Origin of the sequence: Aeromonas sp. 603757 (assembly GCF_049171255.1) — a bacterium.
GTDB lineage: Bacteria > Pseudomonadota > Gammaproteobacteria > Enterobacterales > Aeromonadaceae > Aeromonas > Aeromonas veronii_A.
In genome coordinates, this window is the sequence record NZ_JAAKOE010000001.1 from 24,354 (window position 1) to 41,867 (window position 17,514).

Sequence of the window (17,514 nt, forward strand, 5' to 3'; positions counted from 1 at the left end):
GGGACTCTGTATGACCCGGACTGTGACGGAGAAAAACATGAAACTGCCTATTTACCTTGATTATTCGGCAACCTGTCCGGTGGACCCGCGTGTCGCAGAAAAAATGATGCAGTGTCTCACCATGGATGGCCTGTTCGGCAATCCGGCTTCCCGTTCTCACCGCTTTGGCTGGCAAGCCGAAGAGGCGGTGGATCTGGCCCGTAATCAAGTGGCAGATCTGATCGGTGCCGATCCCCGCGAGATCGTCTTCACTTCCGGTGCGACCGAATCCAATAACCTGGCCATCAAGGGTGTTGCCCACTTCTATGCCAGCAAGGGCAAGCACATCATCACCTCCAAGACCGAACACAAGGCGGTGCTCGATACCTGTCGCCAGCTGGAGCGTGAAGGGTTCGAGGTGACCTATCTTGAGCCGATGCCCAACGGCCTGTTCACTATCGAGATGATCGAGAATGCCATGCGTGATGACACCATCCTGGTCAGCATCATGCATGTGAACAACGAAATCGGCGTGGTTCAGAACATTGCTGCCATCGGCGAGTTGTGCCGTTCCCGCAAGATCCTGCTGCACGTGGATGCCGTTCAGAGTGTGGGCAAGATCCCGGTAGATGTGGAAGCACTGAAAGTGGACCTGCTCTCCGTCTCTGCGCACAAGGTGTATGGTCCGAAAGGGATCGGTGCACTGTTTGTTCGCCGTAAACCCCGCGTTCGTCTGGAAGCCCAGATGCACGGTGGCGGCCATGAGCGCGGCATGCGTTCCGGTACTCTGCCGACCCACCAGATCGTCGGGATGGGCGAAGCTTTCCGCATCGCCAAAGAAGAGATGGTGAGTGAAGGCGAGCGCATCTTGGCTCTGCGCCAGCGTCTGTGGAATGGCATCAAGGATATTGAAGCCGTCTACATCAATGGCGATCTGGAGCAACGTGTTCCGGGTAACCTCAACGTCAGCTTTGCCTATGTGGAAGGGGAATCCCTCATCATGGCGCTGAAAGATTTGGCGGTCTCTTCCGGTTCGGCCTGTACCTCCGCCAGCCTGGAACCTTCCTATGTGCTGCGCGCACTGGGTCTGAACGACGAGCTGGCACACAGCTCCATCCGTTTCAGCATGGGTCGCTTCACCACCGAGGAAGAGATTGACTACGCGGTCAAGCTTATTCGTGACTCCATCGGTCGTCTGCGCGAGATGTCCCCCCTGTGGGAGATGTACAAAGACGGCGTCGATCTGAACACGGTCGAATGGGCTCATCACTGATCTATCTGGTCAGTGAGCAACAGAATTAGCAGGAGTGAGATATGGCTTACAGTGAAAAAGTAATCGACCACTACGAGAATCCTCGCAACGTCGGTGGTTTTGACAAGAATGATCCCAGCGTTGCAACCGGCATGGTCGGTGCACCCGCCTGTGGCGACGTGATGAAGCTGCAACTGAAGATCAGCGACGAAGGCATCATCGAAGATGCCAAGTTCAAGACCTACGGCTGCGGTTCTGCCATCGCCTCCAGCTCCTTGGTGACCGAATGGGTCAAGGGCAAGACCCTGGATGAAGCGGCTGGCATCAAGAACACCGATATCGCCGAAGAGCTGGCCCTGCCACCGGTGAAGATCCACTGCTCCATTCTGGCCGAGGACGCCATCAAGGCCGCCATCGCCGATTACAAGCAGAAGAAAGGTCTCTAAGCGCCGGAGAGCAGTATGGCTATTACCATGACAGATGCCGCCGCGGCACGGGTTTCCTCTTTTCTGGCTAACCGGGGCAAGGGCATTGGCCTGCGCCTCGGCGTCAAAACCACCGGCTGCTCCGGTCTGGCCTACGTGCTTGAGTTCGTTGACGAACTGACCGATGAGGATCAGGTGTTCGAGCAGCAGGGCGTCAAGATTATTGTCGATGCCAAGAGCCTGATCCATCTGGATGGCACCGAGCTGGATTTCGTCAAGGAGGGCCTCAACGAGGGCTTCCAGTTCAACAATCCCAATGCCAAAGGCGAGTGTGGTTGTGGCGAAAGCTTCAGTGTCTGAGATGTTTGACGTGAATGATCTTTCGTCTGTTGTTGAACGGGTCAGATATGCGTAGTTCAACAATACCTTCTCATGCGCCAAAGGCGAGTGTAGTTGCGGCGAAAGCTTCAGTGTCTGAGCTGTTTGACGTCAATGATCCTTCGTCTGTGGTTGAGCGGGTTGCCCATGACCCGTTCAACCACATCTCATTTGCCAGGGGCGAGTGAGGTTGTGGCGAACGTTTCCAAGAGGTTTGCATGAATCATTTCGAGCTGTTTGGGCTGGTTGAAGGCTTCGAGCTCGATACCCGTCAGTTGGCTGATACCTACCGCCAGCTGCAAACCCAATTCCATCCTGATCGTTTTGCCACCGCCCCCGAACGGGAGCAGCTGGCTGCGGTGCAACGTGCCGCCCAGATCAACGAAGCATTCACCACCCTCAAGGCGCCGCTGCGCCGTGCCGAATATCTGCTCTCCCTGCGTGGCACCGATATCCGTGGTGAACAGCAGACTCTGCAAGATACCGCGTTTCTGATGCAGCAGCTGGAGTGGCGCGAGCGTCTGGCCGATCTGAAAGATGACGCCGACCCTGAGCGCACCATCAAGGATTTTCGCTGCGAGATCAGGCATGATCACCAGATGTTGATGCAGCAGCTGACCGAGTCTCTTGCCGCCGGCAGAGATCTCGTTGCCGCTGATTGCGTTCGCAAACTCAAGTTTGTCGACAAGCTCCTTGAAGAGCTGGAACGATTCGAAGACTCGCTTCTCGAGTCTTGATCCTTTAACGCTGGAAGTTTCATTACCCATGGCATTACTGCAAATCGCCGAACCCGGCCAGAGCGCTGTTCCTCATCAGCACAAACGTGCCGTCGGCATCGATCTCGGCACCACCAACTCTCTCGTCGCTGCGGTTCGCAGTGGTCACGCTGATACCCTTTGCGATGAGCAAGGGCGCGACCTGCTCCCGTCAGTGGTGCACTATCAAAGCGAGGCCATTCGAGTGGGGATTGATGCCAAGCGCGAAGCGGCGCTCGATCCTCACAACACCATCGTCTCGGTCAAACGGATGATGGGCAAGGCGCTGGCCGATATCGATACCCGCCAGCAGCCCTACCAGTTCATCGCTGCCGACAATGGCATGCCGCAACTGCAAACCCGTCAGGGGCTGGTCAATCCGGTACAGGTCTCGGCCGAAATTCTCAAAAAGCTGGCCGAGCGTGGCGCCCAGACACTCGGGGGCGATCTCGATGGCGTGGTCATTACCGTGCCCGCCTATTTCGATGATGCCCAGCGTCAGGGCACCAAGGATGCGGCCCGTCTGGCCGGTCTGCACGTGCTGCGTTTGCTCAACGAGCCGACCGCGGCCGCGATTGCCTATGGCCTTGACTCCGGTCAGGAAGGGGTGATCGCGGTTTACGATCTGGGGGGCGGTACTTTCGATATCTCTATCCTGCGTCTGCACCGCGGTGTGTTCGAAGTGATGGCGACCGGCGGCGATTCGGCCCTCGGCGGTGATGATTTTGATCACCTGCTGGCGGACTGGATCAAGGAGCAAGCGGGCCTCTCCGGTGAGCTGGATGCCCATCTGCAGCGCGAGCTGCTGGATGTGGCCGCTGCCGTCAAACACGGCCTGACCGATGCCGAGCAGGTGGCGTGCACCTTTGCTGGCTGGCAGGGTTCAGTGAGCCGTAGCCAGTTTGATGAACTCATCACCCCGCTGGTGAAACGGACCTTGCTGGCTTGTCGCCGCGCCCTGCGCGATGCCGGTCTCGAGCAGGTGGAAGTGCTGGAAGTGGTGATGGTCGGTGGCTCCACCCGGGTGCCGCTGGTGCGTGAACTGGTGGGCGAGTTCTTCCAGCGTACGCCGCTGACCAGCATCGATCCGGACAAGGTGGTCGCCATTGGCGCAGCCATCCAGGCCGATATTCTGGTGGGCAACAAGCCCGATGCCGAGATGCTGCTGCTGGACGTTATCCCCTTGTCGCTGGGTCTGGAGACCATGGGTGGCCTCGCCGAGAAGGTGATCCCGCGCAACACTACCATCCCGGTTGCCCGCGCCCAGGAGTTCACCACCTTCAAGGATGGTCAGAGCGCCATGGCCATTCACGTGGTACAGGGGGAACGCGAGTTGGTGGCCGATTGCCGCTCCCTGGCCCGCTTTACCCTGACCGGTATTCCGCCGATGGCAGCCGGCGCCGCCCATATTCGCGTCACCTTCCAGGTGGATGCGGATGGTCTGCTCTCGGTCAGCGCCATGGAGAAATCCTCCGGCGTGCAGGCCGAGATCCAGGTCAAGCCCTCTTACGGGCTGGCGGAGCAGGATATCCTCAACATGCTGAGTGCCTCCATCGAGAATGCCCAGCAGGATATGGATGCCCGCATGCTGGCCGAGCAGCAGGTTGAAGCCGACCGGGTGGTCGAGAGTCTCAATGCGGCGCTGGCCGCCGATGGCGATGCCCTGCTCAATGCTGCCGAGCGTGCCGAGATTGATGCCGCCATCGCCCATCTGCTGACCATGCGCAACAGCGGCGCAACCCATCAAATCAAAGAAGCCATTGAGGCAGCCGATGCTGTCAGTGGCGAGTTTGCAGCCCGCCGGATGGACGCCTCCATCCGCAAGGTGCTGACCGGACAAAACGTCAACAAGGTGTAATATGCCAAAACTGATCATTCTTCCTCATCCCGTACTCTGTCCGGATGGCGCCGCCCTCGAGGGGCAAAGCGGCGAGACCATTCTGGATGTGGCGCTGCGCAACGGTATCGAAATCGAGCACGCTTGCGAGAAATCCTGTGCCTGCACCACCTGCCACTGCGTGGTGCGCGAGGGCTTTGACTCGCTCGAGCCAAGCGACGAGCTGGAAGACGACATGCTGGACAAGGCGTGGGGGCTGGAGCCGGAATCCCGTCTCAGTTGCCAGGCAAAACTGGCGGACGAGGATCTGGTGGTGGAACTGCCCAAGTACACCCTGAACCTTGCCTCTGAACGCCATTAATTACACATGAGTGAATTGCACGTGCAGCATCCTGTGGTGCTTCAGTGATATGGTGGAAGGCCGTGACCCTCGGGGGCACGGCCTTTTTTGTATTCGTTATTCTCTCTTTGCCAATAAGCTCTTTCCTATAAAGAGTGCTTATACATAGTGCCAGTAAAAAGGAAGCAAACACGATGGCTGACATGATGAAGGTAGCGTTATCCACCCAGGCTGCGGCCGCCTATTGGGGCGAGGGCGCCCAGCTCAGTTTCAATGGCGACGAGGCACTGATCCATCTTGGTGCCGCCGGTCAGCAGAAGGATGTTCTGCGCACCGTTCAGCGCGCCGCCCGTCGCCTCGAATCGAGCGGGATCAAGCGGGTGACGCTGGTCGGTGAAGGCTGGGATCTGGAGCGTCGCTACGCGTTCGCCCAGGGGTTCTACGCCGCCAAGGGATCGCGTGAACTGGATTTTGGCCAGCAGAGAGACGCGGAAGCCCGTGAACTGGATGCGCTGCTCAAGGCGGCTCGCTGGGTACGTGACATCACCAATGGCTGTCCGGAAGAGATCTACCCCATGAGTCTGGCGGAATCGGCCCTGTTGCTCATTCGTGGTCTGGCCGGGGATCAGGTTACTGCCCGCATCACCGCCGGTGAAGCGCTGCGCGAGTCCGGCCATATCGGGATCTGGTCGGTTGGCCGTGGCAGCGAGCGCGAGCCTGTGCTGCTGGAGCTCGACTACAACCCGACCGGTGATCGCAATGCACCCGTGGTGGCGGCGCTGGTGGGCAAGGGGATCACTTTTGATTCCGGTGGCTACTCCATGAAGTCCTCTGACAACATGCTGCCGATGAAGTCCGATATGGGCGGCGCGGCCATGGTGACCGGCGCGCTGGCGTTGGCTATCAGCCGCGGTCTGAACCAGCGGGTGAAGCTCATTCTCTGCTGCGCCGAGAACCTGGTCTCCGGCCACGCCTTCAAGCTAGGCGACATCCTCACCTACAAGAACGGCATCTCGGTCGAGATCCAGAATACCGATGCGGAAGGTCGTCTGGTGCTGGCCGATGGCCTGATGGCGGCCTCCGACAGCGGTGCGCCTTATATCCTTGACGCAGCCACCCTGACCGGCGCCGCCAAGATGGCGCTGGGGCGCGACTACAATGCGGTGTTTGCCCTCGATGAGACCGAACAGCAGCGTGCGCTGGCCGCCGCCAAGGTGGAAAATGAACAGGCGTGGGCGCTGCCGCTGGAGCCCTGGCATGCCAGCCAGCTCACCTCGGCCTTTGCCGATCTGGGCAACGTCGCCTCGGCAGAAGGCACGGCCGGTGCCACCACGGCTGCTGCGTTCCTTTCCCGTTTCGTACGTGATGAGGGTAAGGGTTGGGTGCACCTGGATCTGGCGGCCTCCTATCAGAAATCGGGCAACGATCTCTGGGCGACCGGTGCCAAGGGGCACGGTCTGCGCACCATCGCACGCTGGCTGCAGGAGGTGACCGCATGAATGTCTGGTTAAGTCGTGAATTTGCACCGGCCGAGTGGGGGGAGGGGGCGCTGCTCTCTCACCGTGCCGACGGCATGGTGATCCATCTGGTGACGGCCAATCCGCTGCTCGATATCCAGCAGGCGGCCCGTCGCCTCTGCCAGCAGGGGATCCAGAAAGTGACCCTGGCTGGTCACTGGGAGCGTGAACAGCAGTGGGCTTTTGCCCAAGGGCTGCAAACCCCCAAGGCGGAGGTGCAACTGCAGTGGGCCATGTCCTCGGAAGAGGACAGAGAGGAGCTGGAAGCGCGTTGGCTCTGCGGCCGCTGGGTGCGCGAGATGACCAATGCCACCCCGGAGCAGTTGGGCCCGCTGGAGCTGGCGGTGGAAGCTGCCTCCTTTATTACCGAGCTGGCGCCGGACAAGGTGAGTCATCGCATTTTGAAAGGCGAAGCGCTGCAACAGGCGGGCTGGGTCGGCCTCTATCAGGTGGGCCGCGGCAGTGCGCGCGAACCGGTATTGCTGGAGCTCGACTTCAACCCGGGGCGTGACCCCAAGGCGCCGGTAGCGGCAGCGCTGGTGGGCAAGGGGATCACCTTTGACTCCGGCGGCTACTCCATGAAGAGCTCCGAGGGGATGCTCACCATGAAGTGCGACATGGGTGGTGCGGCGATTGTCACCGGTGCGCTGGCGCTGGCTATGCTGCGCGGGCTCGACAAGCGGGTGAAGCTGATCCTCTGCTGCGCCGAGAACCTGGTCTCCGGCCACGCCTACAAGCTGGGCGACATCCTCACCTACAAGAACGGCACCACGGTCGAGATTGTGAATACCGATGCCGAGGGACGGCTGGTGCTGGCCGACGGCCTGCAACTGGCGAGCGAGTCCGGTGCACCGCTGATCATCGATGCCGCGACCCTGACCGGCGCAGCCGTGATGGCGCTGGGTGGGCGCTACAATGCCCTGTTTGGCCTCGATAAAGGGCTGGTAAGCCGGGCCATGACCTATGCCGATGCCGAGCATGAGCCAGCCTGGCCGCTGCCGCTGGAGCCCTGGCACCGCCAGCAGTGCCCTTCCCATTACGCCGACACGGCCAACAGCCGTCCGGTGAAGGGGGGCGGGCCGGGTGGCGCCTCCAACGCGGCGGGTTTCCTCTCCCGTTTCGTTGCCAACGAAGGGATGGGCTGGTTGCATATCGATCTGGCCGCCTGCTTCAGTGACAACGGCGATGCCCTCTGGGCGCCGGGGGCCAATACCCTGGGGATGCGCACCATAGCGCGGGCCTTGCTGGCGGAAGCCAAATAGGCGAGACAAGGCACCTTCGGGTGCCTTTTTCATGCTGTTCGAATTGTGAACAAAAGATGGGGTTTTGGCGGCTTAAGGTAACTATCGTGCGCAAGCGCACATATTTTCCGGCTCTGCTCGGTCAAGATGAGTGTGGATGTTGATTGCAAGGGAGTGATGTTTAATAAAAAGTTGCTTGTTTGTGTGTTTTTCCGGTTTTTGTTTACGTATAATCGCCAGCGAACATGGATTCTAACAATAAAACTCTGTAGTTAAGGAAAGATATCAATGGCCATCGAACGTACCTTCTCTATCGTCAAACCGGATGCTGTCAGCAAGAACCTGATCGGTGCCATCTATAGCCGTTTCGAAAGCGCAGGCTTGAAAGTGGTGGCATCCAAAATGCTTCACATGAGCAGTGAACAGGCTGCCGGTTTCTATGCCGAGCATCAGGGCAAGCCTTTTTATGACAATCTGGTCAGCTTCATGACCTCTGGCCCTGTCATGGTGCAGGTGCTGGAAGGGGAAGACGCCATCCGTCGCAATCGCGAGATCATGGGCGCTACCAACCCGAAAGAGGCGCTGGCTGGTACCTTGCGTGCCTGTTATGCCGAGAGCATCGATCGCAACGCAGTGCATGGCTCCGATGCACCTGCATCCGCTGCCCGCGAAATTGCCTACTTCTTCTCTGACAACGAGATCTGCCCGCGCGGCTGATTTTTGTGGATGATGACCCAAGGGAGCCTCGGCTCCCTTTGTTGTTTTCGCCGTTTACGCAATATCCCTCTATTCTCCAGGTGGAAAGCCAGACCCATTATTTGTACAATGCCGCCCCCTGACGTCGTCAGCCAATAATTGATGAAGTGTTTGAACTGAGGCCATTGATGAGCGAAACAAAAATCAACCTGCTGGATCTTGATCGGGATGCCATGCGTGCCTTTTTCGTCGAACTGGGCGAGAAGCCATTCCGGGCAGATCAGGTCATGAAGTGGATCTATCACTTTGGGTGTGATGATTTCGATCAGATGACCAACGTCAACAAGGTGCTCAAAGAGCGCCTCAAGGCGATCGCCGAGATCAAGGCGCCCGAGATCAGCCGCGAGCAGCGCTCTGCCGATGGCACCATCAAGTGGGCTCTGCAGGTGGGCGATCAGGAGGTAGAGACCGTCTACATCCCGGAAGATGACCGCGCGACCCTCTGCGTCTCCTCTCAAGTTGGCTGTGCGCTGGAGTGCAAGTTCTGCTCCACGGCTCAACAAGGCTTCAACCGCAATCTGAAAGTCTCCGAGATCATCGGTCAGGTGTGGCGTGCGGCCCGCGTGGTCGGTGGCAAGCGTCCCATCACCAACGTGGTGATGATGGGGATGGGCGAGCCGCTGCTCAATCTCGCCAACGTGGTGCCCGCCATGCGTCTGATGATGGATGACTACGGCTTTGGCATCTCCAAGCGCCGGGTGACCATCTCCACCTCTGGCGTGGTACCTGCGCTGGACAAGCTGGGTGACCAGATCGACGTGGCGCTGGCTATCTCCCTGCACGCCCCGAACGACAAGTTGCGTTCAGAGATCATGCCGATCAACGACAAGTACAACATCGAGGAGTTCCTCGCCGGTGTCCGTCGTTACCTGGCCAAATCCAATGCCAACGGTGGTCGGGTGACCGTCGAATATGTGCTGCTCGATCATATCAATGACGATATGCAGCATGCTCACGAGCTGGCCAAGGTGCTCAAGGATACTCCAAGCAAGATCAACCTGATCCCGTTCAACCCCTTCCCGGGCAACCCTTATGGCAAGCCGAGCAATAGCCGTATCGATCGCTTCTCCAAGGTGCTGATGGAGTACGGTTTCACCGTGATTGTCCGCAAGACCCGTGGTGATGACATTGATGCCGCCTGTGGTCAGCTGGTGGGTGACGTGATTGACCGTACCAAGCGAACTATCAAAAATCGGATGCAACAGGATGGGATTTCCGTCAAAATGGTTTAAATGCTAAGCCATTGTATAGACAGGGAATGGATACACGTACATTGATCGTAGTGGCAGCGCTCTGCGCGCTGCCAGGCTGTGTGACCGAGACCACTTACGCTGGCCAGAACTCGACCCAGCGTGAAGTGGGTCCTGACCTCAAGGCGGCTGCCCAAACCCGCCTCGACCTGGGTATCCAGTACCTGCGTCAGGGCAATGCCGAGCAGGCCAAGTTCAATCTTGATCGCGCCCTCCAGTATGACCCCTCCAATCCTCAGGTGCAGATCGGTTTTGCCTACTTCTACCAGAGGGTGGGGGATTTCAAGGCGGCTGAAGAGCATTACAAGAACGCCCTTACCATGGATCCGTCCAATGCTGACGCAATGAACAACTATGGCGCCTTCCTCTGTGATCGTGGCCGTTATGATGAGGCAGACAAGGCATTCAACCAGGCTGTTATTCAACCAGGCTATGTGAAGATTGCCGATACCTATGAAAATGCGGCACTTTGTGCCCTGCAAAATCGCAGAAATGATAAAGCAACCGAGTACTATCTCCTGGCCTTGGGGTATAATCCTGGCAATCCAAGGTTATTGCTGGACTTGGCTGAGCTTTCCATGAAAGATGGCAAGCTGCCTGATGTGCAGTCCTACCTCGCCCGTTTTGCCGATGTGTCAGACGAGAATGAGGAGAGTCTCTGGTTGAGACTCAGATTGGCACAGGCAATGGACAAGCCGGCATTACTTCACCAATTCGGGACTGAGCTGGTAAGGCAATATCCCACTTCGCAACAAGCCAAGCGTTATTTAGCCAATGACTATTGAACAGCCACACGATTTCCAACAAGACGACTCCCAGGCAGCAGGTCCAGGCCAGCTGCTGCGCAATGCCCGTGAACAGCTTGGCTGGACACGAGAACAGGTTGCGTCCCGCATTCACCTTCGTCTGACCCTGATCGCCGCCATCGAATCGGATACCTACGACAAACATACGTCCCATACCTTTATTCGGGGCTATCTGCGTACCTATGCCAAGTTGGTCGGGATCCCGGAAGAGACCATTCTGGCCGCTTACGACAAGCTGGGTCTGACTCCTCCCGACAATATCGACATGCAGAGCTTCTCCCGTCGCTCTCGCCAGCAAGTCAACGACAGTCGGCTCAAGGTAGTCACCTGGCTGGTTATTCTGGTGCTGATTGCGCTCTCGGTCGCCTGGTGGTGGCAGAGTACTTCACGCCGCTCCGCCGGTGATGAAGCGCTGGCAGCCACCGAGATGAGTGCGACCAGTTCGACTCCGGCTGAACCTGCAATCACGCCGCCCGATGCGATCAACACAGCTCCGGTGGAAGGCGCTGCCATCGCACCTGCCGCCACTGACGTGACTGCCCCCGCGGTGGTCTCCGATGCGACTGCTACCCTGGCGCCTGCTTCTGCGGCTGTTGCCCCGACCGATGTCAGCGCGGCTGTCGGCACTGCGACCGATGCTGCGGTATCCGGCGCCAATGGCACCGAATCTGAAGAGGCTGTCGTTGATCCGGCGACTGCGCCGCAACTGAAGATGAGCTTCACCGCCGATTGCTGGCTGGATGTGAAGGATGCCAACGGCAAGACCCTGTTCAGTGGTCTGAAGAAGGCCAACGACGAGCTGGTGCTGGAAGGCGCCGAGCCCCTGAAGTTCATCATTGGCGCGCCCATGGCCGTCAAGCTTGACTACAAGGGTCAGTCGTTTGATATGAGCCGTTACAACAACGGTCGTACAGCCCGCTTCTCACTGCCGCAGGAGTAATCTGTTTCCCATGTCTTCTCACGAATCACCCATCATTCGTCGTAAATCCAGACAGATCATGGTTGGTAATGTACCGGTTGGGGGCGATGCCCCCATTACCGTGCAGACCATGACCAACACCAAGACCACAGATGTCGCCGCCACCATCGAGCAGATCCAGCGGATCGAGCGGGTCGGTGCCGATATCGTCCGTGTCTCCGTGCCCACCATGGAAGCGGCGGAAGCCTTCCGGCTGATCAAACAGCAGACCCGCATCCCCATCGTTGCCGATATCCACTTCGACTATCGCATCGCCCTGAAAGTGGCCGAGTACGGTGCCGACTGCCTGCGTATCAACCCGGGCAACATCGGCAACGAGCAGCGGGTGCGATCTGTGGTCGATTGCGCGCGCGACCTCAATATCCCGATCCGTATCGGGGTCAATGGCGGGTCGCTGGAGAAAGATATCCAGGAGAAGTACGGCGAGCCGACCCCCGAAGCGCTGGTAGAGTCCGCCATGCGTCACGTGGACTACCTCGATCGCCTCGACTTTCAGGACTTCAAGGTGAGTGTCAAGGCCTCCGATGTGTTCCTGGCCGTCGGTGCCTATCGCCTGCTGGCCAAGCAGATCGAGCAGCCGCTGCACCTTGGCATCACCGAAGCGGGCGGTTTCCGTGCCGGCGCGGTGAAGTCTGCCATTGGTCTGGGCATGCTGCTCACCGACGGCATCGGCGATACCCTGCGTATCTCGCTGGCGGCGGATCCGGTGGAGGAGGTAAAGGTCGGTTTCGATATCCTCAAATCTCTGCGTATTCGCTCCCGTGGCATCAACTTTATCGCTTGCCCATCCTGCTCACGGCAGGAGTTCGATGTGATCGCTACCGTCAATGTGCTGGAAGAGCGGCTCGAAGACATCATCACCCCGATGGATGTTTCCATCATCGGCTGTGTGGTGAATGGCCCGGGCGAAGCACTGGTCTCCGACCTTGGTCTGGCGGGTGCCGCCAACAAGAGTGCCTTCTATGAAGGGGGCCTGCGGGTCGATCGGCTCGACAACAAGGATCTCATTCCAACTCTGGAGCGCCGCATTCGCGCCCGCGCCGCCATGCTGGATCCCGCCAACCGGATCCCGATGGACAAGGAGTAAGCGAAACAGGGCCACATTGGGTGGCCCTTTTTCCAGGTGACTGATTTTAAATCCCGCATCCGGATTCCCTGATTTTACCTTGGGGGGGAAAATCCCTATAATGCGGCCAAATTTTACCTCTTTTTCTCGAGTATCAACGTGGCAAAACAGATCCAAGCTATTCGCGGTATGAATGATTGCCTGCCGGAGCAGAGCCCGGTATGGCAGAAGGTTGAACAGATCCTGCGCCAGGTCGTTGCCAGCTATGGCTACAGCGAAGTGCGCATGCCGATTGTCGAGCAGACTCATCTGTTCAAGCGCGCCATCGGTGAAGTGACCGACGTGGTCGAAAAAGAGATGTACACCTTTGAAGACCGTAACGGCGACAGCTTGAGCCTGCGTCCGGAAGGGACCGCCAGCTGCGTCCGTGCCGGTATCGAGCACGGTCTGCTCTATAACCAGGAACGCCGGATGTGGTACATGGGCCCCATGTTCCGTCACGAGCGTCCCCAGAAGGGCCGTTACCGCCAGTTCCATCAGTTCGGTGTCGAGCTGTTTGGCATCAACGGGCCGGACATTGACGCCGAGCTGATCATGCTGACCCACCGCCTGTGGCGTCTGTTTGGCATCAGCGAGCATGTCACCCTGCAGCTCAACACCCTGGGCCAGAGCGCTGAGCGTGCCGCTTACCGCGATGCGCTGGTGGCCTATCTGGAGCAGTACAAGGATCAGCTGGACGAAGAGAGCCAGCGCCGCATGTACAGCAACCCGCTGCGGGTGCTCGACTCCAAGGATGAAAAGGTACAGGCCATTCTGGCGGGGGCTCCGCGTCTGTTCGACCATCTGGGCGAAGAGAGCCTGGCCCACTTCGAGGGGCTCAAGCGCCTGCTCGAGTCTGCCGGTATCAAATACGAAGTGAACGAGCGTCTGGTACGTGGTCTTGACTACTACAACCTGACCGTGTTCGAGTGGGTCACCAGCAGTCTGGGTGCCCAGGGTACCGTCTGTGCCGGTGGCCGCTACGATGGTCTGGTGGAGCAGCTGGGCGGTCAACCGACCCCGGCCGTGGGCTTTGCCATGGGCATGGAGCGTCTGGTGCTGATGCTGGAAACCCTCGAGCTCAACGCCGATATCCGCCCGGCGGTGGATGTCTATCTGGCGATGGTGGGCGAGGGGACCGAGCAGGCTGGCTTCCAGCTGGCCGAGCGTCTGCGTGATGCTCTGCCGGACCTGCGCCTCATGAGCCACTGCGGTGGTGGCAACTTCAAGAAACAACTCAAACGTGCCGACAAGAGCGGCGCGGCAATCGCCCTGATCCTTGGTGAAACCGAGGTGCAAAACGGGGAGATCACTATCAAATATCTGCGTGGTCAGGCCGAGCAACAGACCGTCAAGGTTGACGCCGCCATTGCCCTGCTGGCAGCCAAAGGAGAGTAAGCTGTGGAAGTCTATACCACCGAAGAACAACAGGTTGAGGTTATCAAGGAGTGGTGGAAAGAGAACGGAACCTCGGTGATTGCCGGTACCGTGATCGGTCTGGTCGGTCTGTTCGGCTGGCGCTATTACAACCAGCACCAGCAAGAGACCATGGAGGCCTCCTCCCACTCTTACAACCAGGTGATTGAGCAGCTGGCCAAGGGCGATGCCGCCGGTTTCGAGCAGGCACAGCAGTTTGTCACCGCCAACAAGGGTGACTCCTACGGTGAACTGGCCGCGTTGCAACTGGCTGCCGCTGCCGTCAAGGCGGGCAAGCTGGATCTGGCTGCCGAGCAGCTGGAGCTGGTGGCGACCACGGGTGACGAGAGCATTCGTCCCATCGCGGCGCTGCGTCTGGCCCGTGTGCTGAATGATCAGGGCAAGGCAGATGAAGCACTGGCCAAGCTGGCGACCATCCAGAATGAGGCCTTCAAGGCGCAGGTAGCCGAAGCCCGTGGTGATGTGCTGCAGAAGCAGGGCAAGACCGAAGAGGCTCGTGATGCCTATCAGGCGGCGGCGGATGCCGGCGGCCTGCAGGGTAGCGCCGAGCTCAAGCTAAAAATGGACGATCTGGCCCTGCCGGCCGTTGCGACTGGTGAGGCACCGGATGCGTAATCTATTCAAGATGGTGGCGCTGGGGGCTGCGGTCTCCTTCGCTCTGCAGGGGTGCTCCCTGTTCAGTTCCGAAGAGGATCTCAACCCGATGGCGCCGCTGCCCAAGGTTGAATCTGCCTTCACAGCCGACACCGCATGGTCATCTAATGTGGGTGATGGCATCGGTGACTTCTACTCCCAGCTCAAGCCGGTGGTGGAAGAGGATCGCATCTACGCGGCGGCCCGCGACGGCGATGTCAGCGCCTTTGACCGTGCCAGTGGTGATCGCCTCTGGACCGTCGATCTGGCCGACCTGCCGGTCAACGCCGACAAGCGCAGCGCCCGCCTCTCCGGCGGCCTGGTTTCCCGTTACGGCAAGCTGTTCCTCGGCTCCGAGAACGGGGTGGTCTACGCCCTGAACGAAGAGAATGGCGAAGTGCTGTGGCAGACCAATGTGCCCGGCGAAGTGGTGGCAAGCCCCGCAGTGGAAGATGGCCGCGTGGTGGTGTTGACCACCTCCGGTCGCCTGATCGCCCTCGACACTGATGAAGGCAAGATGCAGTGGTCGCTCTCCGAAGAGCAGCCGCCGCTGACCCTGCGCAGTGCCGGTGCACCGGTGATCACCAACGGCGCCGTGATTTACGGTCGTGCCGATGGCAAGGTGGGCATCGCCCTGCTGAGCAACGGCCAGCCGGTGCGCCAGTCCAAGGTGGCTGATCCGCGCGGTGCCACCGAGCTGGACCGCATGGTTGACGTCGATGCCAGCCCGCTGATTGCCGGTGATGAGCTCTATGCCATCGCCTACAACGGTCAGCTGATGGCGCGCAAACTGATGACCGGCGATGAAGTGTGGAAGCGCAAGTATTCCGGCTATCGCGATCTGGCGATGACCGGTAATGCCATCGTGCTGACCGACAGCCGCAGCCATCTGTTTGCCATCGACCGTCGCAACGGTCTGGAGCTGTGGTCCAACACCCAGCTGGAAAATCGTACCGTCACTGCACCCGTCATCTTCGGTGACTATGTGGTGGTGGGTGATGTGGAAGGATACCTGTATTGGCTTGATCGTACCGACGGTACCATCAAGGCGATGCAGCAGCTCGATAGCAGTGGTCTCTACGCCGCCCCGCTGGTGGATGGCGAGACCCTGTATGTGCAGAGCCGTGACGGCAAGTTGTACGCCCTCAAGCGTCCTTGATCGTCCGATAATGTGAATATCCGGCTCCTGGTCTTCGGACCCGGAGCCTTTGTCGTCTTGAGAATGAGGCTTTTATGACTCCTGTAGTAGCCCTGGTGGGCCGCCCCAACGTGGGGAAATCCACCCTGTTTAACCGCTTGACCCGTACTCGGGATGCCCTGGTTGCCGATTTTCCCGGTCTGACCCGGGATCGTAAATACGGTCAGGCGAAGTTGGGCGAGCTGGAATTTATCGTGGTCGATACCGGTGGTATCGATGGCACCGAAGAGGGGATCGAGCTGAAGATGGCCGAGCAGTCCCTGCTGGCCATCGAAGAAGCAGATGTGGTGCTGTTCATGGTGGATGCCCGTGCCGGTTTGACCGCGGCGGATCAGGCCATTGCCGAACACCTGCGCAAGGCCCACAAGAAGGTATTTCTGGTGGCCAACAAGACCGATGGTATCGACGGTGATTCCGCGGTCTCCGAGTTCTACGGTCTGGCGCTGGGCGAGGTTTACCAGATCGCGGCCGCCCACGGTCGTGGCGTGCTGAGCCTGCTGGAACTGGCGCTGGCCCCCCATCTGGAGACCCTGGTCGACTCCGCTACCGATGAAGATGCGCAGGATGAGGAAGAGGAGGACTTCGACGAAGAAGCCCTGCTGCGCATGGTGGCTGCCGGTGAACTCGATACCAAAGAGGACACCAAGGAGACCCCGTTCGCCGACCTGCCCATCAAGTTCGCCATCGTTGGTCGTCCCAACGTCGGTAAATCAACCCTGACCAACCGTATGCTGGGTGAAGATCGGGTCATCGTCTATGACATGCCCGGCACCACCCGTGACTCCGTTTACATTCCGATGGAGCGTGACGAGCAGAAGTATGTAGTCATCGACACCGCCGGTGTGCGTCGTCGTGGCAAGGTGCACGAGACGGTGGAGAAGTTCTCCGTTATCAAGACCCTGAAAGCTATCGAAGATGCCAACGTTTGCCTGCTGGTGATCGACGCCCAGGAGACCATCACCGATCAGGACTTGAGCATCCTTGGCTATGTGCTCCACGCCGGTCGCTCCGTGGTGCTGGTGGTGAACAAGTGGGATGGTCTGGATCAGAAGGTGAAAGAGGATGTGAAGAACGAGCTGGATCGTCGCTTGGGCTTCATCGACTTCGCTCGCGTCCACTTCATCTCCGCCCTGCACGGCAGCGGCGTCGGCCACCTGTTTGAATCCATTCAGGAGGCTTACCAGTCCGCCACCCGTCGTACCAGCACGGCGATGCTGACCCGCATTATGCAGATGGCGCAGGAAGATCACCAGCCGCCGATGGTCAATGGTCGCCGCGTCAAACTCAAGTATGCTCACGCCGGTGGCTACAACCCGCCACGCATCGTGATCCACGGCAACCAGCTGAACGACTTGCCGGACTCCTACAAGCGGTATCTGATCAACTACTTCCGCAAGTCCCTCAAGATCATGGGCTCGCCGATCCGGGTCGAGTTCCAGGAGTCGGTCAACCCGTTTGAAGGGAAGAAGAACACCATGACCCTGAGTCAGGAACGTCAGCGCAAACGGCTGCTGAAAATGAAGAAGAAATAAGCCCTGGCGGCTGCCCTCACCGGCAGCCGCTCTGTTATTCCCCCTGCAGTGGCGTAATGTCTGGCGGGGAGGGGAACCCGCCATGGGCAAGCCT

At 59.1% G+C, this 17,514-nt stretch carries 17 protein-coding genes; all 17 read left to right on the forward strand.

Annotation, left to right across the window (positions count from 1 at the left end; translation table 11 throughout):
- Window positions 1–37 precede the first annotated feature (37 nt).
- The 17 genes from G5332_RS00125 (at window position 38) to der (ending at window position 17,420) form a co-directional block, all read left to right on the forward strand.
- Entirely contained in the window at window positions 38–1,252 is a 1,215-nt protein-coding gene (locus G5332_RS00125; protein WP_013723838.1) for an IscS subfamily cysteine desulfurase, read from the forward strand.
- Window positions 1,253–1,293: 41 nt separating this feature from the next.
- Window positions 1,294–1,677, forward strand: coding sequence for a Fe-S cluster assembly scaffold IscU (gene iscU / locus G5332_RS00130; RefSeq protein WP_005333813.1), 384 nt, complete (start codon window positions 1,294–1,296; stop codon window positions 1,675–1,677).
- Window positions 1,678–1,692: 15 nt separating this feature from the next.
- Window positions 1,693–2,016 carry an iron-sulfur cluster assembly protein IscA gene (gene iscA / locus G5332_RS00135; protein WP_005333812.1) on the forward strand — a complete coding sequence of 108 codons (324 nt, stop codon included), beginning with the start codon at window positions 1,693–1,695 and terminating at the stop codon, window positions 2,014–2,016.
- Between the two features lie 236 nt (window positions 2,017–2,252).
- Window positions 2,253–2,771 carry a co-chaperone HscB gene (hscB, locus tag G5332_RS00140; RefSeq protein ID WP_206877820.1) on the forward strand — a complete coding sequence of 173 codons (519 nt, stop codon included), beginning with the start codon at window positions 2,253–2,255 and terminating at the stop codon, window positions 2,769–2,771.
- A gap of 28 nt (window positions 2,772–2,799) precedes the next feature.
- A complete protein-coding gene (hscA, locus tag G5332_RS00145) occupies window positions 2,800–4,647 on the forward strand; it encodes a Fe-S protein assembly chaperone HscA (protein ID WP_421259031.1) in 1,848 nt (615 codons plus the stop codon).
- A 1-nt stretch (window position 4,648) separates the two neighbouring features.
- On the forward strand, window positions 4,649–4,987 hold the full coding sequence (gene fdx / locus G5332_RS00150; RefSeq protein WP_005333808.1) for an ISC system 2Fe-2S type ferredoxin: 339 nt from the start codon (window positions 4,649–4,651) through the stop codon (window positions 4,985–4,987).
- A 173-nt stretch (window positions 4,988–5,160) separates the two neighbouring features.
- Window positions 5,161–6,465 carry an aminopeptidase PepB gene (pepB, locus tag G5332_RS00155; protein WP_421259032.1) on the forward strand — a complete coding sequence of 435 codons (1,305 nt, stop codon included), beginning with the start codon at window positions 5,161–5,163 and terminating at the stop codon, window positions 6,463–6,465.
- On the forward strand, window positions 6,462–7,745 hold the full coding sequence (gene pepB / locus G5332_RS00160) for an aminopeptidase PepB (protein ID WP_005359802.1): 1,284 nt from the start codon (window positions 6,462–6,464) through the stop codon (window positions 7,743–7,745). The genes pepB (G5332_RS00155) and pepB (G5332_RS00160) overlap by 4 nt, the downstream gene beginning before the upstream one ends.
- A 267-nt stretch (window positions 7,746–8,012) precedes the next feature.
- Window positions 8,013–8,441, forward strand: coding sequence for a nucleoside-diphosphate kinase (ndk, locus tag G5332_RS00165; protein ID WP_005333805.1), 429 nt, complete (start codon window positions 8,013–8,015; stop codon window positions 8,439–8,441).
- A gap of 167 nt (window positions 8,442–8,608) precedes the next feature.
- The gene (locus G5332_RS00170; RefSeq protein ID WP_005344856.1) at window positions 8,609–9,712 is read left to right on the forward strand and encodes a bifunctional tRNA (adenosine(37)-C2)-methyltransferase TrmG/ribosomal RNA large subunit methyltransferase RlmN; all 1,104 of its coding nucleotides are present in this window, start codon (window positions 8,609–8,611) and stop codon (window positions 9,710–9,712) included.
- A gap of 11 nt (window positions 9,713–9,723) precedes the next feature.
- Window positions 9,724–10,515, forward strand: a complete 792-nt coding sequence (tapF, locus tag G5332_RS00175) for a PilW family type IVa pilus biogenesis/stability lipoprotein TapF (RefSeq protein WP_421172220.1) — start codon at window positions 9,724–9,726, stop codon at window positions 10,513–10,515.
- The gene (gene rodZ / locus G5332_RS00180) at window positions 10,505–11,476 is read left to right on the forward strand and encodes a cytoskeleton protein RodZ (RefSeq protein WP_421172219.1); all 972 of its coding nucleotides are present in this window, start codon (window positions 10,505–10,507) and stop codon (window positions 11,474–11,476) included. The genes tapF and rodZ overlap by 11 nt, the downstream gene beginning before the upstream one ends.
- A gap of 10 nt (window positions 11,477–11,486) precedes the next feature.
- Complete coding sequence (gene ispG, locus G5332_RS00185) at window positions 11,487–12,602, forward strand: flavodoxin-dependent (E)-4-hydroxy-3-methylbut-2-enyl-diphosphate synthase (protein ID WP_421311009.1); 1,116 nt, start codon at window positions 11,487–11,489, stop codon at window positions 12,600–12,602.
- A gap of 138 nt (window positions 12,603–12,740) precedes the next feature.
- The gene (gene hisS / locus G5332_RS00190) at window positions 12,741–14,018 is read left to right on the forward strand and encodes a histidine--tRNA ligase (RefSeq protein WP_005344864.1); all 1,278 of its coding nucleotides are present in this window, start codon (window positions 12,741–12,743) and stop codon (window positions 14,016–14,018) included.
- A 3-nt stretch (window positions 14,019–14,021) separates the two neighbouring features.
- Window positions 14,022–14,672 carry a YfgM family protein gene (locus tag G5332_RS00195; RefSeq protein WP_021229680.1) on the forward strand — a complete coding sequence of 217 codons (651 nt, stop codon included), beginning with the start codon at window positions 14,022–14,024 and terminating at the stop codon, window positions 14,670–14,672.
- Window positions 14,665–15,849: an outer membrane protein assembly factor BamB gene (bamB, locus tag G5332_RS00200; protein WP_088869218.1), complete on the forward strand. Its 1,185-nt coding sequence runs from the start codon at window positions 14,665–14,667 to the stop codon at window positions 15,847–15,849. The genes G5332_RS00195 and bamB overlap by 8 nt, the downstream gene beginning before the upstream one ends.
- Window positions 15,850–15,923: 74 nt before the next feature.
- On the forward strand, window positions 15,924–17,420 hold the full coding sequence (gene der / locus G5332_RS00205; RefSeq protein WP_005333794.1) for a ribosome biogenesis GTPase Der: 1,497 nt from the start codon (window positions 15,924–15,926) through the stop codon (window positions 17,418–17,420).
- Window positions 17,421–17,514: the final 94 nt, after the last annotated feature.